General features: G+C 41.3%; 13 protein-coding genes and 1 other RNA gene. 5 read left to right on the top strand and 9 right to left on the bottom strand.

Features of this window, described 5'->3' with window-relative positions; genetic code table 11:
- Nucleotides 1-146: 146 nt before the first annotated feature.
- Nucleotides 147-1,907, top strand: a complete 1,761-nt coding sequence (gene cydD, locus HEMROJRC1_RS09245; protein WP_226692637.1) for a cysteine/glutathione ABC transporter permease/ATP-binding protein CydD — start codon at nt 147-149, stop codon at nt 1,905-1,907.
- Complete coding sequence (gene cydC / locus HEMROJRC1_RS09240) at nt 1,907-3,649, top strand: cysteine/glutathione ABC transporter ATP-binding protein/permease CydC (protein WP_226692636.1); 1,743 nt, start codon at nt 1,907-1,909, stop codon at nt 3,647-3,649. The genes cydD and cydC overlap by 1 nt, the downstream gene beginning before the upstream one ends.
- A 19-nt stretch (nt 3,650-3,668) precedes the next feature.
- Here the strand turns inward: cydC and ffs are convergent.
- Nucleotides 3,669-3,767: signal recognition particle sRNA small type (gene ffs / locus HEMROJRC1_RS09235), an RNA gene on the bottom strand.
- A gap of 185 nt (nt 3,768-3,952) precedes the next feature.
- Between ffs and nrdG the strand changes: the two genes are divergently transcribed.
- Nucleotides 3,953-4,423 (top strand): anaerobic ribonucleoside-triphosphate reductase-activating protein, encoded by a 471-nt coding sequence (gene nrdG, locus HEMROJRC1_RS09230; protein ID WP_226692635.1) that lies wholly within the window; start codon nt 3,953-3,955, stop codon nt 4,421-4,423.
- Nucleotides 4,424-4,425: 2 nt separating this feature from the next.
- On the opposite strand, the gene HEMROJRC1_RS09225 is transcribed toward nrdG, so the two are convergent.
- Both HEMROJRC1_RS09225 and HEMROJRC1_RS09220 read right to left on the bottom strand, forming a co-directional pair.
- Nucleotides 4,426-5,214, bottom strand: a complete 789-nt coding sequence (locus tag HEMROJRC1_RS09225) for a TatD family hydrolase (protein WP_226692634.1) — start codon at nt 5,212-5,214, stop codon at nt 4,426-4,428.
- Nucleotides 5,215-5,264: 50 nt separating this feature from the next.
- The gene (locus HEMROJRC1_RS09220) at nt 5,265-5,777 is read right to left on the bottom strand and encodes a peptidylprolyl isomerase (protein ID WP_226692633.1); all 513 of its coding nucleotides are present in this window, start codon (nt 5,775-5,777) and stop codon (nt 5,265-5,267) included.
- 251 nt (nt 5,778-6,028) lie between these two features.
- Between HEMROJRC1_RS09220 and cysS the strand changes: the two genes are divergently transcribed.
- Nucleotides 6,029-7,408: a cysteine--tRNA ligase gene (gene cysS, locus HEMROJRC1_RS09215; RefSeq protein WP_226692632.1), complete on the top strand. Its 1,380-nt coding sequence runs from the start codon at nt 6,029-6,031 to the stop codon at nt 7,406-7,408.
- A 220-nt stretch (nt 7,409-7,628) separates the two neighbouring features.
- On the opposite strand, the gene HEMROJRC1_RS09210 is transcribed toward cysS, so the two are convergent.
- Both HEMROJRC1_RS09210 and HEMROJRC1_RS09205 read right to left on the bottom strand, forming a co-directional pair.
- A complete protein-coding gene (locus tag HEMROJRC1_RS09210; protein WP_226692631.1) occupies nt 7,629-8,846 on the bottom strand; it encodes an MFS transporter in 1,218 nt (405 codons plus the stop codon).
- 222 nt (nt 8,847-9,068) lie between these two features.
- Nucleotides 9,069-9,626 carry a YtfJ family protein gene (locus HEMROJRC1_RS09205; RefSeq protein WP_226692630.1) on the bottom strand — a complete coding sequence of 186 codons (558 nt, stop codon included), beginning with the start codon at nt 9,624-9,626 and terminating at the stop codon, nt 9,069-9,071.
- 104 nt (nt 9,627-9,730) lie between these two features.
- On the opposite strand from HEMROJRC1_RS09205, the gene HEMROJRC1_RS09200 reads away from it, so the two are divergent.
- Entirely contained in the window at nt 9,731-10,057 is a 327-nt protein-coding gene (locus HEMROJRC1_RS09200) for a zinc ribbon domain-containing protein YjdM (RefSeq protein WP_226692629.1), read from the top strand.
- A 63-nt stretch (nt 10,058-10,120) separates the two neighbouring features.
- On the opposite strand, the gene cpdA is transcribed toward HEMROJRC1_RS09200, so the two are convergent.
- From cpdA to HEMROJRC1_RS09180, 4 genes are all read right to left on the bottom strand, one after another.
- Complete coding sequence (gene cpdA / locus HEMROJRC1_RS09195) at nt 10,121-10,945, bottom strand: 3',5'-cyclic-AMP phosphodiesterase (RefSeq protein ID WP_226692628.1); 825 nt, start codon at nt 10,943-10,945, stop codon at nt 10,121-10,123.
- A 9-nt stretch (nt 10,946-10,954) separates the two neighbouring features.
- A complete protein-coding gene (gene nudF, locus HEMROJRC1_RS09190; RefSeq protein ID WP_226692627.1) occupies nt 10,955-11,587 on the bottom strand; it encodes an ADP-ribose diphosphatase in 633 nt (210 codons plus the stop codon).
- A 248-nt stretch (nt 11,588-11,835) separates the two neighbouring features.
- Entirely contained in the window at nt 11,836-15,810 is a 3,975-nt protein-coding gene (gene hrpA, locus HEMROJRC1_RS09185) for an ATP-dependent RNA helicase HrpA (RefSeq protein WP_226692626.1), read from the bottom strand.
- On the bottom strand, nt 15,807-16,199 hold the full coding sequence (locus HEMROJRC1_RS09180) for a DUF423 domain-containing protein (protein WP_226692625.1): 393 nt from the start codon (nt 16,197-16,199) through the stop codon (nt 15,807-15,809). Before HEMROJRC1_RS09180 ends, hrpA begins: the two co-directional genes overlap by 4 nt.
- Nucleotides 16,200-16,202: the final 3 nt, after the last annotated feature.

Here is a 16,202-nt window from a genome sequence, read left to right as displayed (position 1 = left end):
TATCCCTAGGGTAATTGTTACCCTAGGTTGGTTTTCAGACCTATGGGGGTTATTTACGTTTTATGTCTTCTTCCCAAAAAGGAAGATCAAGAGAAACATTATGCCTAGCCCTGATCAACTCTCTGCCCTAGGATAATACAAAATCTATGGACAAACTTCGCCAAAAATACCTACAAAAATGGCTTCGTGCACAGCAACAACCGATAAAAAAATTAATGCTTGCCAATATTACGTTAGCCGCACTTTCATCACTCATTTTAGTGGCGCAAACTTATTTTCTCGCCACGTTGCTTGATAAACTTATTATGCAAAATATACCGAGAGATGAACTCATTCCCTCTTTTCTCGGTTTAATTCTCAGCTTTGCCTTGCGTGCCGTGATTTTATGGGGACGTGAAAGAATCGGTTTCGAAAGCGGCAAACGGCTGCGCAATCATATTCGCCGACAAATTCTTAATAAAATTCACCTTGTCGGCCCTGCAACGATCAATCAAAAACCTGCCGGCAGTTGGGCAAGTATTATGTTGGAACAAGTGGAGAATCTGCATAATTTCTACGCACGTTTTTTACCACAGCAAAGCCTTTCCGTGATTGTGCCTATTGTCATTTTAATTGCAGTATTTCCGCTAAACTGGGCTGCCGGGTTGATTCTAATGCTCACTGCACCATTAGTGCCGATTTTTATGATTTTAGTAGGTATGGTAGCGGCAGATAGCAGTCAAAAAAATATGGATACTCTCGCACGTTTAAGTGCGCAATTTTTAGATCGCTTACGTGGTCTTGAAACGTTACGCCTTTTCAACCGCACTTCCGAGCAAACCCAACACATCGAAAATGTCACGGAAGATTTCCGAGAAACGACAATGGACGTGCTGAAATTGGCATTTTTATCCTCTGCCGTGTTGGAATTTTTTACATCTATTTCCATTGCCCTAATGGCGGTTTATTTCGGATTTAGCTATTTAGGTCAAATCGAGTTTGGAACATATAATGCACCTCTCACACTCTTTACCGGCTTTTTCTGTCTTATTCTTGCCCCGGAGTTTTATCAACCGTTACGTGATCTCGGCGCTTACTATCACGATCGAGCGGCAGGCATTGGTGCCGCTGATGCGATTGTTGATTTTCTAGAAACGGATTATCTCACTCTTCATCAAAATGATCGTCAAATTCCCTTTGAAAGTGCGGTCGAAATTTCTGCTGAAAATCTAGTGATACTTTCCACGCAAGGCACTGCCCTCACACAACCTTTAACTTTCCATGTTCCGGCAAATCATAACATTGCTTTAGTCGGTCAAAGCGGAGCCGGAAAAACCTCTTTAATTAACACGATTTTGGGCTTTTTACCTTATGAGGGATCGCTAAAAATTAACGGGCAAGAACTGCGGGAAAGCCATCTTACGGACTGGCGAAAAAATATTGCCTGGGTAGGACAAAATCCGTTGTTATTACAAGGCTCAATTAAAGAGAATTTATTGCTTGGCGATATTCAGGCAAATGATGAAGAAATTGACCGTGCTTTAACACTTGCTCAAGCCAAAGAATTCACCGATAAACTCGGGCTTTCTTACGAAATTAAAGACGGCGGTTTGGGTATTTCCGTAGGGCAAGCGCAGCGCCTTGCGATTGCACGAGCATTGCTACGTAAAGGTAAATTATTGCTGCTTGATGAACCGACAGCCAGCCTCGATGCTCAATCGGAAAATTTAGTTCTACAGGCTTTAAGTGAAATGAGCTGTTATCAAACCACGTTAATGATTACACATCGCATTGAAGATCTTAAGCAATGCGATCAAATTTTTGTAATGCAACAAGGCAAAATCGTCCAACAAGGGGATTTTTCACAACTCAAAAATGAAGGTCTTTTTGCCGAATTACTCGCTCAACGACAACAGGATATTCAATAATGCGTGCCTTACTTTCCTTTATAGGTCTATTCAAATTTGCCAAATTTCCGCTCGTTCTTGGCTTAGTCTTGATGATTTTAGGACTGGCTTCCAGTATGGGGCTGCTTACCGTATCCGGTTGGTTTTTAGCAGCAACCGCGATAGCCGGGCTCGGCACGCTTTTTAATTTTTTCTATCCCTCCGCCAGTGTGCGTGGTTTGGCGATCGGGCGAACCGTGGCGCGTTATTTTGAGAAAATCGTTACTCATGATGCGACATTCCGCATTTTGGCAAAATTGCGCGTGCAAGTATTTGAAAAAATCATTCCGTTGAGTCCCGCAGTACTAAATCGTTATCGTAACAGCGATTTATTAAACCGTTTGGTATCTGATGTAGATACTCTTGATAGCCTGTATTTGCGACTTCTTGCGCCGTTTTTTACTGCAATCTTCGTCATCATTGCAATGACAATCGGTTTGAGTTTTATCAATCTGTCGCTCGCCCTTGGCTTAGGTGCATTCCTGCTAATATTATTGCTCCTAATTCCGACAATTTTTTATCGTTTAGGGCAGCAATTCGGTGAGCCTTTAATTCAAGCACGTGCAACTTATCGCATACAATTTTTGGAATTTATTCAGGCACAAGCAGAGCTTTTATTGTTTAATGCCGAAGATCAAGTGAAAGAAAAAATGGCGGCAACAGAGAAAGACTGGCAAACCGCTCAATCCAAAGAAGCAAAATTAAGCGGATTTTCAACCGCACTTGTTTTGTTCTTAAACGGTTTATTGATTTGCATAATGTTATGGTTTAGCAGTCAAGCCGATTTCGGCACCGATGAATATCGTGCCGCCTTTATTGCTTTATTCACTTTTGCTGCACTAGCGGCATTTGAAATCATTATGCCCTTGGGGGCCGCATTTTTGCATATCGGGCAAGTGATTGCCGCAGCAGAACGGGTAACGGATATTATTGAACAAAAACCTTTGGTGGAATTTACCGGTAACGCAGCTTTTGAGCCGAAAGTGCGGTTAATTTCTGCGAAGAATTTGAATTTTGCCTACCCGGGACAAGATTATCTCACATTAGAAAATCTCACCCTCAATATTGAACAGGGGCAGAAAATTGCCATTCTTGGTAAAACCGGCAGCGGTAAATCTACCCTTCTTCAACTTTTAGTGCGTAACTATGATCTTCCTGATGGCGATCCTCTTCGTGGCGAACTCCTACTTGCAGAAAAACCGATTTCCGCCTACTCCGAGCAAACCCTACGCAAACAATTATGTTTTTTAACCCAACGCGTACATGTATTCAGCGATACATTACGCCAAAACTTACAGTTTGCTGATCTTGAGCCTATTTCCGATGAAAAAATGATCTCAGTGTTACATCAAGTCGGACTGAGTAAATTATCGGATCAAACACAAGGCTTGGATTTATGGCTTGGCGATGGCGGTCGCCCGCTTTCCGGCGGTGAACAACGTCGTTTAGGGCTTGCGCGTATTTTATTAAGTAATGCACCGATTTTATTACTCGATGAGCCAACAGAAGGATTGGATCGTGAAACGGAACGCCAGATTTTACGCCTGATTTTCCAACACGCTGAAAATAAAACGCTCATTATGGTAACACATCGCTTAACCGCTATTGAGCGGTTCGACAATATTTGCGTGATTGATGAAGGAAAATTAATCGAACAGGGTAACTATACGGAATTAGTAGTGAAAGAAGATGGATTTTTCAAACGCTTGGTGGAACGTATATAGAGAAAAAAGTTGGGTGGAAACCTCCCCAGCTTCTTCTCGGCACACAGCACTTCCGACTTTGGCTGCTTTCTTCCGAACCTGACCGAGTAAACCGGACACCGTTGCGAGAGACCGAGAAGGTTTCCATTGATATCGCCAAAGCGATTGCGCGCTATTATGCAAGAATTACCGTCGTATTGCAAAGATTAATTGTAAAGCGCGATGAATTTGGTGAGAATTTGAGCCGTTTTTGTTGTCGCAATAATCAGCAATAAAATGCCAGTTTCACTATAAAAGCCTAATATTGCAAAAGGGAATATCACGATGAACTATCTCCAATACTACCCCACCGATGTCATTAACGGCGAAGGCACACGCTGTACGCTGTTTGTCAGTGGTTGTACCCACGGTTGCAAAGGTTGCTATAACCAAAAAAGTTGGTCATTCAGTGCTGGCGTCCCCTTTGATGAAGCGATGGAACAGCAAATTATCAATGATTTAAAAGATACCCGAATTAAACGTCAAGGCTTAACCCTTTCCGGCGGCGATCCGCTTCATCCACGCAATGTAGAAACGCTTTTACCTTTCGTAGAACGCGTAAAACGTGAATGCCCCGATAAAGATATTTGGGTATGGACGGGTTATAAATTAGACGAACTTGACGAACAACAACGCGCAATGTTGCCCTATATTGACGTGTTAATCGATGGCAAATTTATCCAAGAACAAGCCGATCCAAGTTTGGTTTGGCGAGGATCGGCAAATCAGGTCATTTATCGATTCAAAGATTTATAAGGTTATCCAAACAATGTGCTACTATTTTGCCAAAGGGTTTCTTCAATTTGCTCAATAGGTTCATTTCTTAATTCACACAAGGATTGGAAAACTTGTACAATTCGCTCCGGACGATTCGGTTGTCCTTGAAAACCAAATACCGGCATATCCGGACTGTCGGTCTCTAACACTAATGAATCCAACGGTAATTTAGCAATAGCTTGGCGGGTTTTATTTGCGCGCACGTAAGTAATCGTGCCGCCCACGCCGATTTTATAGCCTAGATCGACAAAACGCTTGGCTTGCTCATAACTACCTGCAAAACCATGCACAACACCACCTTGGGCGGGTGAAATACGTTTTAAGAAAGTAAAAACCTGATCGTGAGATTTGCGGCTATGAATATTCACCGGTAAATTAAATTGCTTCGCCAAATAAAGTTGGCTTTCAAAAAAACGGCACTGTTTTTGCCAAAGTTCCGCAGAAATTAAATCCTGAACGGCACGCTCTAACCCAATCTCCGCCACCGCCGTACAATTTCTATCACGCAACGCCAAGGTTTGTTCCAGCAATATTAAATCATTTTCCGCATGTTCTTTGATATAAAGCGGATGCAATCCTAATCCATAATATAAATTTTCCGGATAAAGTGCGGTCATTTTTTGAATGTTTTTAAAATCCCGTTGCACAACCGCTACAACGAGTATTTTTTCTACACCTGACCGCCTTGCATTTTCCATTAATTGCGAAAGCGGTTCTCCGGTGAAGTGATGGAGATAATCAAGATGGGTATGAGTGTCGAAAAAGGGCATAACGTTTCTCTTATTAAAAACACCCGTTAAAAACGGGCGTCATCAACAAATTATTCTTCAACCGAAACAGATTCAATCACCACATCTTCTTTCGGCACATCTTGGTGGAAGCCTTTGTTACCGGTTTTCACGCCTTTGATTTTATCCACAACGTCCATACCTTCGATCACTTCTCCGAATACGGCATACCCCCATTCTTGTACCACTTCTTTACCAAACATTTCTTTTGAACGAAAATCCAGAAAGTTGTTATCCGCCACATTAATAAAAAATTGCGAGCTTGCAGAATGCGGATCTGAAGTGCGAGCCATCGCAATCGTGCCACGTTTATTGCTTAAACGGTTATTCGCTTCATTTTTAATTGGCGCTTTCGTTGCTTTTTCACGCATACCGCTTTCCATACCACCGCCTTGAATCATAAAACCGTCAATTACGCGGTGAAAAATTGTGTTATTATAAAAGCCTTCTTTACAGTAATTTAAGAAATTTTCTGCCGTTATCGGTGCTTTATCAAAATCCAATTTAATTTTAATATCACCAAAGTTTGTGTGTAACGTAACCATTTTGTTTTCCTTTTGAAAAATAAAGGGTTGTATTATTCCACAATCGTAGCGAAAGTGCTATAAAAGTGCGGTCGAATTTCCGAATGTTTTCGGTATTATGTAGGGTGCGTTAGCCATAAGGCGTAACGCACCGTTTCATCATTAAATCTTGTTAATTGGTGCGTTACGGCTTCGCCTAACAGCACCCTACAAGATTTTATATAACTGATACATAATAATGAATGTTTTATCAATGTTAAGTCGAGTTAAAAATGCTAAAAATCTTTAATACCCTAACCAGAGAAAAAGAAATTTTTAAACCTATCCACGAAAACAAAGTGGGAATGTATGTGTGTGGCGTAACGGTTTATGATTTATGTCATATCGGACACGGACGAACTTTCGTATCTTTCGATGTTATTGCCCGTTATCTACGTTATTTAGGCTACGATTTAACTTATGTGCGTAATATCACTGATGTTGATGACAAGATCATCAAACGCGCCCTCGAAAATAAAGAAACCTGCGAGCAATTAGTGGATCGTATGGTAGTGGAAATGCACAAAGATTTTGCAGCTTTAAATGTTCTTCCTCCTGATTTTGAACCGCGCGCGACTCACCATATTGCGGAAATCATTGAAATGGTAGAACAACTTATCAAACGGGGACACGCTTATGTCGCAGATAACGGTGATGTAATGTTTGACGTAGAAAGTTTCAGAGAATACGGCAAACTATCACGTCAAGACTTAGAACAACTTCAAGCCGGCGCACGGATCGAAATCAATGAAATCAAGAAAAACCCGATGGATTTCGTCTTGTGGAAAATGTCAAAACCGAATGAACCGAGTTGGGCATCACCTTGGGGAGCCGGTCGCCCCGGCTGGCATATTGAATGTTCGGCAATGAACAGTAAACAGCTCGGCAACCACTTCGATATTCACGGCGGAGGTTCCGATTTAATGTTTCCACACCATGAAAACGAAATTGCACAGTCTTGTTGCGCACACGATGGCAAGTATGTCAATTACTGGATTCACTCCGGTATGATTATGGTGGATAAAGAAAAAATGTCGAAATCTCTCGGCAATTTCTTCACCATTCGTGATGTATTAAACCATTACAACGCTGAGACCGTGCGTTATTTCTTACTCACCGCCCATTATCGTAGTCAACTGAATTACAGCGAAGAAAACTTAAATCTTGCTCAACAAGCCTTAGAACGTTTATACACGGCATTACGTGGAACCGATAAAAGTGCGGTCGCTTTTGGCGGTGAAAATTATATCGAGGCTTTTCGTGAAGCGATGGATGATGATTTCAACACGCCGAACGCTCTTTCCGTGCTATTTGAAATGGCGCGTGAACTGAATAAACTCAAAAATGAAAATATGGAAAAAGCCAATGGCTTAGCAACCCGTCTGCGTGAACTCGGTAGCATTTTAGGTTTACTTGAAAGCGAGCCTGAAACTTTCTTACAAGCAGGTTCTGATGATAATGAAGTGGCAAAAATCGAATCATTAATTAAGCAGCGTAACGAAGCCCGTGCAGCGAAAAATTGGGCGGCCGCCGATGCCGCACGTGATGAACTGAACGCAATGGGCATTGTGTTAGAAGATGGTGCGAATGGAACCACTTGGCGTAAACAATAAAATAGAAAAAAGAGACGCCAACCCCGCTGTCTCTTCCTTTTCATTTAAATAATTTCCGGTATTACGTATCAGTTGCACAAAACAGAGTAGGGTGTGTTAGCCAAAGGCGTAACGCACCGTAAAAAACCAAGTCTGGTGCGTTACGGCAAGCCTAACGCACCCTACATTTGAATTAAAAACAGCCTTTTGTGCAAGTGATGCATAATACCGATAGTTTCCATTAAGTCAGACTTTTGCCTTTTAACTCCGGCACCAGATAGATTGTTGCAAGCATATCAATAACATAAATAATGGCGAGAAAAGCAATAGCGGCACTGAAAGAATAAGCAGATACAATCGCTCCGACCACCACAGGCCCGAATCCGCCTACCGCCCGTCCTAAATTAAATAATACATTTTGGGCGGTCGCTCGGGCTTCTGTTGGATAGGCTTCAGCCATTAACGCACCATACCCCCCCATCATTCCATTTACGAACATCCCTAAAAATGCACCGGCAATGAGCATAGCCGTTGGATCAGTTAACTGAGAATAGGTAAAAATACTCACCACAGCACCGGCTTGGAATAGTAAAAAGCTCGGTTTTCGCCCCAAATAATCGGCGAGACGACCAAATATCCAAATGCCGAGCATCATACCGCATACGGTAACCGCAGTCCAAATGCTTGATTTTGTTAAACTAAAACCCAATTGCTTAGCAAGGAAATTTGGCATCCAAATCATAATGCCGTAATAGCCGAAATTTTGTACAGAAGTGAGAACCACAACTCCTAAGCTCACTTTGGCAGTTGCTTTATCTTTAATTAATAATTTAAAAGATTCAAATTTAGATTGTTTTTGAACGGAAAGTCGATGTTGTGTTTGGGTAAATACTTCGGGCTCGTGCAATCTCATTCGTAGATACCAAGCGACAAAAGCAGGGAAAATCCCCAAAACAAACATTCCCCGCCAGCCGATATAAGGTAATAACAATGGCGTTAAAAGAGCGGCACCGAGAACACCGATTTGCCACCCCAAAGCCACATAAGATGCAGCTCTGGCACGATGACGGGCAGGCCAAGCCTCAATGGCTAATGCCATACCGATACCAAACTCGCCTCCTAACCCGATACCGGCAATGGTACGATAAATTAATAAATCCCAATAACTTTGAGCGAATGCACATAATCCGGTGAAAACCGCAAATAGCACGATTGTCCAAGTCAAAACCCGAACGCGCCCATAGCGATCACTTAACGCACCGAATAGAATCCCGCCGAATACAGCACCGATTAATGTCCAAGTTACTAAAGACCCTGATTGCGCAGGGGTTAAAGCTAAATCGGCAGAGATAGCACTTAACATAAAACCTAAAATTAGCAGATCGAATCCATCCATTGCATAGCCGACTGCCGAGCCTAACAAGGCTTTCCAACCATATTGATTGACTTTGTTTGTCATAAGAAATCCTTTGCTACTCACAGGTAGCTTTTAAAGAAACAAAAAGAAAGGGGATAATTAACCATTAATACAGAAAAAAATGGCGGCTTAGTTTAAAAGGTTTTATAAACTTATGCAATGAAGTTGTTGTTAAAGTGAGGTCAGATTGGAGAGAGAAAATACGGTTGAAATAATTCGATTTTCAACCGCACTTTGAGCATACTCAACTTAGTATGGTTGTTTTTATTTCGTTAATCCATTTACCAAGGCAATCACTTCTTGAATATCAGCGTTAGACAATTTCCCTTCTTTTACGAATTTTACTTTGCCGGCTTTATCAAGCACAATAATCGCACTATCCTTTGCATTCAGCCCCCAAGCCTGCTTCACCGTACTTTGATCATCTAACACCACTTGGCTGTGTGGGTTTTCCGTTTTACCTTTCTCTGCACTGTTTTTCACAAACATACCAGTGCCGACAATGGCATCATCGGCATTAATGATGGTTGTCGTCTGATATTTTGTCGGATTAAAATGCGCGTTTTTAATGGCATCAATCATCGCCTGATTTTTCTCTTTCGCTGCGGTTCTTCCCGCTAAATGATGAACAATTCTCACTTTCCCCGCTAATGCAGAAGATGTCCAAGGTTGAAATTGAACGGATTTTCCGGTCAGTATAATTTCCCCGTATTCCGATACCTTTGCGGTCGGCACGGTTTGTTCAAGCTGTAAATTATGCGCAAAGGCAGATCCGTTAAAGACAATTGAACCTAATACAATGGATAAAATTTGTTTTTTCATTTGTTTTCCTCAAAAATCATTAAAAAAACGACCGCACTTTTGGAGCACGACTCATTTTTTGCTATACTCGCGCCCCATTATATTTAATTAGGAAGGAAAACCCAATGGATAAAATGCCAGCTTGTCCTAAATGCCAAGGCGAATATGTTTATCACGATTCCGTCAATTTCGTTTGCCCTGATTGTGCTTACGAGTGGAATGATAATGAACCGGTTGAAGTCGATGAAGATCAACTAATCGTGAAAGACAGTAACGGTAACTTACTGGCTGATGGCGATGATGTGCTTCTCATCAAAGACTTAAAATTGAAAGGCTCATCTGAAGTATTAAAGAAAGGTGCAAAATTTAAAAATATTCGTTTGGTCAAGGGTGATCATAATGTGGATTGTGGCAAGATTATGCTGAAATCTGAATTTTTGAAAAAAGCCTAGTTCACCAAACAAAAAGTGCGGTCAGAAAAAACATTGTTTTAATTGACCGCACTTTCACCGTATTTAATAACCATCTTCCTGCATATTCGGTAAAAAAGTCGCCTGTTGAATCCTTTTTACTTTTGTCACAATAGCGCCATCGGGATATAAATCAATTTCACGCCACCCCGGTTGAACCGTATCTAATGCAAAATGATGGCTATCCGCTTTAAATTGAATACAGGTTGATGGTGTAGCCATCACTTGATACCCTTGCCACTGACCATCTACTTGCTGATGAATATGACCATATAAAATCGCCTTCACATTTTTAAACGGAGCCAGCACATCAAGCAATTCGTGAGAGTTCCGTAAATTATGCTGATCCAGCCAAGCCGAATTTGTCGGCAATACGTGATGATGAAAAACGATTAAGGTATAACGTTCCGGATATTTTGCTAGGGTAACTTTCAACAAATCAAGTTGATGTTGACTAAGCCCGCCGTGTGACACACCATAAACCTGACTGTCCAGCAATAAAGCCTGCCAACGTTCTCCCAGCAAAATATGCTTTGCATTTTCCAGCGGGGATTGTTTCAGATTTTCCACCATATTAGGCTGAAAATCATGATTACCCGGAATCCAAAAAACAGGCTTACCAAAAGGTTTTATCATTTCCACAAAACGTTGATAGCCTTCATTGCTGCTGTCTTGCACCAAATCACCGGTGGCAAGAATAATATCAAATTCCGTTTTTTCCTGTTGAATTTCCCTTAAAACTTGTGCAAAACTTGCCTGCGTATTTACACCTAATAATTCTGTTTTTTCATCTTTGAATAGATGTGAATCCGTAACTTGCAACAATTTAATTACAGCTTGCTCAGACTGATAAACAAACGTATTTTTCATTGATATCTCCTAACTTTGTAACCAACATTGTTGTAATCGGGCATAATTTAATTGAAGCCATTGCACGCCCATTACGGCAATGCCGTTATCAATCTTCCCTTCACATACCCATTGATACGCTTGTTCACGTTTCACAACATGTACTTTGATATCTTCGTCTTCACAGTCCAAGCCGTGAATCCCCTTTGCAGTAGAACTATCGACTTGCCCTACAAATAAATGAATCCGTTCAACCACACCGCCGGGACTATCCCACACACTTAAGCAATGCGTTAAATGCTCTACGATGATACCGGCTTCCTCTTTACTTTCCCGCAATGCAACCTCTTCCGGCCGTTCTCCTTTTTCAACCATTCCCGCAATTAATTCCAATAACCAAGGAGAATGATTCGGTTCGGGATAGTAAGCCGCACCGATACGAACCTGTTCGACCAATACCACGGTATCTTCTTTAGGATCATAAGCAATCACGGCTGAAGCGGCACCTTTAATAAGTAGTTCTCGGGTAACAACTCCGCTCTCTCCACCGGCAAAAAGTTTGTGCTTAAATTGAATTTTTTTTAGTGTAAAAAAACCGTCATACACGACTTCTTCATTAATAATTTCAACATCACGCTGACTAAATTGTTGAGTTTCAGGCATATTTTTCTCCAAATATATATGTGAAAATCATACGTCTAAAAGACTATAAAAAAAATATAAGGTTTATACTTTTTGTTGAAACTTTGAAGTAGCTCACAAAAAATAAAAACCTGTGCTTAATTTATGATCACAGGTTATAAAAGAGATGATACATTATCTAAAAATGATGAAATGACTAACCCGACATATTCATCGTTGTTAAATAATAATCCAATTAAGGAGGCATTTTGCCTTTTTGCAGAAATGCACTAGAACCCCGAAATTAAATTTAAAATTCGCTTATCGGAAACCTGATATTTTGTTCCTAGTTGCTGCGCAAATAAACTTACGCGCAATTCTTCAATCATATATCTGATCTCCGCTATTTCATTAGAAATCGGTTTAGATTTCGGCAGTTTGGCAAGCAGTTGCTGATAAGATTGCTGAACCTGCTCTACACGTAACATTGCCGCGCGATCACGGTTGACATCTTGTAAAAGTTTGTCAATTCGCTTATCAATGGCTTGTAAATAACGTAATAAATCCGGTAATCGCTCATAACCGCTCTTTTGTACAAAGCCTTGATACACCAAGCCGCTAAGTTGAGCTTTAATATCTGAAAAGGCAAACGCCATCGTAAAATCCATTTTTCCTTTTAAGCGTTGATTCAAAGCATGAGTGAATGTCAGAATCTGTTCTACCTTTTGAGCAATATCAACCGTTACTTCATTCAAATTTTCCCGTACAAAATCCCGAAGTTTTTCAAACCCCTCTTCATTCCATACAAAGCCGCCAAAATCAGTAATGAGTTTATCCACTGCGCAAGCAATACAATCGTCAATTAACTCCAACACTCGCCCAAATGGCGTGAAATACAAACCTAACTTGGATTTATTCGGCAATTTTTCGTGTAAATATTTGATTGGAGACGGCACGTTAAGTAACAATAAGCGGCGTAGTCCCTGCTGCATTGCCACAGATTGTTCAAATTCGGTTTCAAAAAGTTTAACGCCTACGGCATCTTTCTCATCCACAATCGCCGGAAAGGCTTTTACACTGAATCCCTGTTTTTTCTGTTCGTAAAACTGCGGTAGATCGGCGAAATTCCAAATATGTGCGCCACTTTGCTCAATGCCATCATCTGCCACTGCGGAAATACTTTCTTGCACACGCTCTTTTAAATCAAATTTCAGCGTATCCAAATCCATAGATTCGGCAATTTTCTTACCTTTTTCATCCACCACACGGAAAGTCATTTTTAAATGACTTGGAATTTGTTGCCAATTCCAATGCTCAGCTTCCACCATTACGCCCGTCATACGGCGTAATTCATAAATCAGCGTATCTAATAACGGTTTTTCCAAGGGTACGGAGCGATGTAAAAAAGCCTGAGCATAATTCGGCGCAGGTACAAAATTACGGCGGTAAGATTTCGGCAAAGACTTTATCAGTGCAATCACCAATTCTTCACGCAAGCCCGGAATTTGCCAATCGAACCCCGTCATTTCCACCTGATTGAGCAACGGCAACGGAATATGCACCGTAACCCCATCGGCTTCCGTCCCCGGCTCAAATTGATAAGTGAGTTTTAATTTCAAATTCCCTTGATGCCAAAAATTCGGAAAATCCAATTTGCTAACTTGATCCGCATCATTATTAATCAAGAAAGAACGCTCGAAATTAAGGAGATCAGGATTTTGTTTTGAGGCTTTTTTCCACCAAGTATCGAAATGCTTTTGCGATACTACTTCTGTACCGATACGTTGATCATAAAACTCAAACAATGTGCGTTCATCCACCAAAATATCACGGCGACGGCTTTTATGTTCCAGTTCTTCCACTTCACGAATCAAGCGTTGATTTTGCTTAAAAAACGGATGTCTGGTATTCCAATCCCCTTCCACCAATGCTGATTGAATAAAAATCTCACGGCTCACCGCAGGATCAATTGCACCATAATTCACCGCTCGTGCCGCGACAATCTGCACGCCGTATAAACTCACTTTTTCATTGGCAATCACCGAGCCTCGAGATTTTGACCAACGGGGCTCGGAATAAGATTTTTTCGTTAGGTGCACCGCCAAGGGTTCAATCCATTCCGGCTCAATTTCTGCCACCATTCGCCCCCAAAGTTTGGAGGTTTCCACCAATTCAGCCGCTATGATCCATTTCGGTTGTTTTTTGAAGAGTACGGAATTTGGAAAAATAGCAAAATGCGCATTGCGTGCACCAAGATATTGTTGTTTTTCCGTTTCTTTTAAGCCGATGTGAGAAAGTAAACCGCTTAAAAGTGCGGTATGAATTTGCTGATATTCCGCTTTCTCCGAATTAATCGGCAGCCCCATTTCACGTACGGCAAGGCGGATTTGCTGATAAATATCCTGCCATTCACGAATACGCAAATAATTTAAAAAATCTTTTTGGCATTGGCGACGGAACTGATTTTTGCTAAGTTCTTTTTGCTGTGATTGAAGATAGTTCCAAAGATTTAAAAAAGCTAAGAAATCTGACTTTTTATCGGCAAAACGGCGGTGTTTTTCATCTGCCGCTTGCTGTTTTTCTATCGGACGTTCACGCGGATCTTGAATAGATAATGCGGAGACAATAACCATTACTTCATAAACGCAACCGAAATTGACCGCACTTAGAAGCATTTTTGCCAATCTAGGATCAACCGGGAGCTGGGCAAGTTGCTTACCAATCGCGGTTAATTTACGTTGTAAGGATGTGTTAAAGATACTCTTCTCTTCGCTTTGTTCTTCAATATTAGAAGTATCTCCACGAATCTTTTTACGGGAGGAGAAATATTCAAACGCCCCCAACTCTTCCAATAATTTCACGCCGTCTTGAATATGCCGCTTATCCGGTGCATCGACAAACGGGAAGTCTTCAATGTCATCCAAACCTAACGCCGTCATTTGTAAGATTACGGATGCCAAGTTGGTTCGTAAAATTTCAGGATCGGTAAATTCCGGACGGGAATGAAAATCCTCCTCGGAATAAAGACGAATACAAATACCTTCACTCACCCGCCCGCAACGCCCTTTACGCTGATTAGCCGAAGCCTGTGAAATAGGTTCAATCGGAAGACGTTGCACCTTGGTGCGGTAGCTGTAACGGGAAATACGTGCGGTACCGGGATCGATAACATATTTAATCCCCGGTACGGTAAGCGAGGTTTCCGCTACGTTCGTGGCAAGCACAATTCGATTTAATCCGCTTGAGTGAAAAATTTTGTTTTGTTCCTGCGCAGAAAGGCGGGCAAAGAGCGGTAAAATTTCCGTGTGTTTTAAATTTTGTTTTTGTAATGCTTCAGCGGTATCACGGATTTCCCGTTCACCGTTCATAAAAATCAAAATATCCCCACGCCCTTCAGCTTGTAGCTCATCCACCGCATTTAAAATGCCTTGTAATTGATCTTGTTCTTCTTCCTCAACAATCGGGCGATATCGCACTTCTACGGGATAGGTTCTACCGGAAACTTCAATAATAGGCGCATTATCAAAATGCTTAGAAAAACATTCTACATCAATGGTTGCAGAGGTGATGATTAATTTGAGATCAGGGCGACGAGGAAGAAGTTGTTTCAAATAGCCGAGAATAAAATCGTTATTCAAACTACGCTCATGGGCTTCATCAATAATTAAGCAGGAATATTGGTTAAGAAAACGATCCGTTTGGATTTCAGCAAGCAAAATCCCATCGGTCATCAGCTTAATTTGGGTATTGTTACCGATTTGATCGTTAAAACGGACTTTATACCCCACCAGCTCACCAACTTCCGTTTGCAGTTCTTCTGCGATACGTGTAGCGACAGAGCGGGCGGCAATACGGCGAGGCTGAGTATGCCCGATCATTCCCCGATTACCTAACCCAAGTTCTAAGCACATTTTAGGTAACTGTGTGGTTTTGCCGGAGCCGGTTTCCCCTGCGACAACAATCACTTGGTGATTTAATAGCAATTTTTCAATTTCGGCTTTGCGTTGACTCACCGGTAAACTATCCGGAAAAACAATCGGATTTTTAACCGCACTTTGACGTTGTTCTATGCGTAATTTAGCTTGTTGAATTTGTTGTTCAATTTCTGCCGCTACCGCTTGTTGGGTAGATTGATTTTTAATTTTACCGATGCCATAAATACGGGCAGATAAACGACGCATATCCGTCAACATAACATCATTTAATTGAGAGAGAAGATCCTGCTGTAAAGGATTTAATTTTTGCTTTATTGTTCTTTTTTTCATACTGATTTAGATTTGAAACCGCCGTAGGCCAAACACAGCCATCCGATTAAAAACAGCATTCCGCCGATAGGGGGCAGCCAAACCATAAATTTGCCCGCACCAAGGGCGAGCAAATATAAACTACCGCAGAAGAAAAGCATACCGAATGTCCAAGAACAAGCTGTAAAATTGAGCGTTTTATTCAAAGCAAATTGTTCCCGACTTATTTGCGCAATGCCGATTCCCATAATGGCAATAGTGTGAAACATTTGATATTTTATGGCGGTATCAACCCACGATAGGGCTTTGGGTTCTAAAATTTGACCTAAGCGATGAGCAACAAAAGCCCCAATGCCAACACATAAAAAACCGCTCAGTGCGGCAACTGATAACCATTTACTATTCTTCATTAC

Source organism: Rodentibacter sp. JRC1, assembly GCF_020521555.1.
GTDB lineage: Bacteria > Pseudomonadota > Gammaproteobacteria > Enterobacterales > Pasteurellaceae > Rodentibacter > Rodentibacter abscessus.
This window is presented reverse-complemented; position numbering and strand designations above follow the sequence as displayed.

What these genes read in the sequence shown, in the direction of transcription:
- cydD (WP_226692637.1), top strand. Translation starts at nt 147, where the DNA reads ATGGACAAACTTCGCCAAAAATACCTACAAAAATGGCTTCGTGCACAG.
- cydC (WP_226692636.1), top strand. Translation starts at nt 1,907, where the DNA reads ATGCGTGCCTTACTTTCCTTTATAGGTCTATTCAAATTTGCCAAATTT.
- nrdG (WP_226692635.1), top strand. Translation starts at nt 3,953, where the DNA reads ATGAACTATCTCCAATACTACCCCACCGATGTCATTAACGGCGAAGGC.
- HEMROJRC1_RS09225 (WP_226692634.1), bottom strand. Translation starts at nt 5,214, where the DNA reads ATGCCCTTTTTCGACACTCATACCCATCTTGATTATCTCCATCACTTC.
- HEMROJRC1_RS09220 (WP_226692633.1), bottom strand. Translation starts at nt 5,777, where the DNA reads ATGGTTACGTTACACACAAACTTTGGTGATATTAAAATTAAATTGGAT.
- cysS (WP_226692632.1), top strand. Translation starts at nt 6,029, where the DNA reads ATGCTAAAAATCTTTAATACCCTAACCAGAGAAAAAGAAATTTTTAAA.
- HEMROJRC1_RS09210 (WP_226692631.1), bottom strand. Translation starts at nt 8,846, where the DNA reads ATGACAAACAAAGTCAATCAATATGGTTGGAAAGCCTTGTTAGGCTCG.
- HEMROJRC1_RS09205 (WP_226692630.1), bottom strand. Translation starts at nt 9,626, where the DNA reads ATGAAAAAACAAATTTTATCCATTGTATTAGGTTCAATTGTCTTTAAC.
- HEMROJRC1_RS09200 (WP_226692629.1), top strand. Translation starts at nt 9,731, where the DNA reads ATGGATAAAATGCCAGCTTGTCCTAAATGCCAAGGCGAATATGTTTAT.
- cpdA (WP_226692628.1), bottom strand. Translation starts at nt 10,945, where the DNA reads ATGAAAAATACGTTTGTTTATCAGTCTGAGCAAGCTGTAATTAAATTG.
- nudF (WP_226692627.1), bottom strand. Translation starts at nt 11,587, where the DNA reads ATGCCTGAAACTCAACAATTTAGTCAGCGTGATGTTGAAATTATTAAT.
- hrpA (WP_226692626.1), bottom strand. Translation starts at nt 15,810, where the DNA reads ATGAAAAAAAGAACAATAAAGCAAAAATTAAATCCTTTACAGCAGGAT.
- HEMROJRC1_RS09180 (WP_226692625.1), bottom strand. Translation starts at nt 16,199, where the DNA reads ATGAAGAATAGTAAATGGTTATCAGTTGCCGCACTGAGCGGTTTTTTA.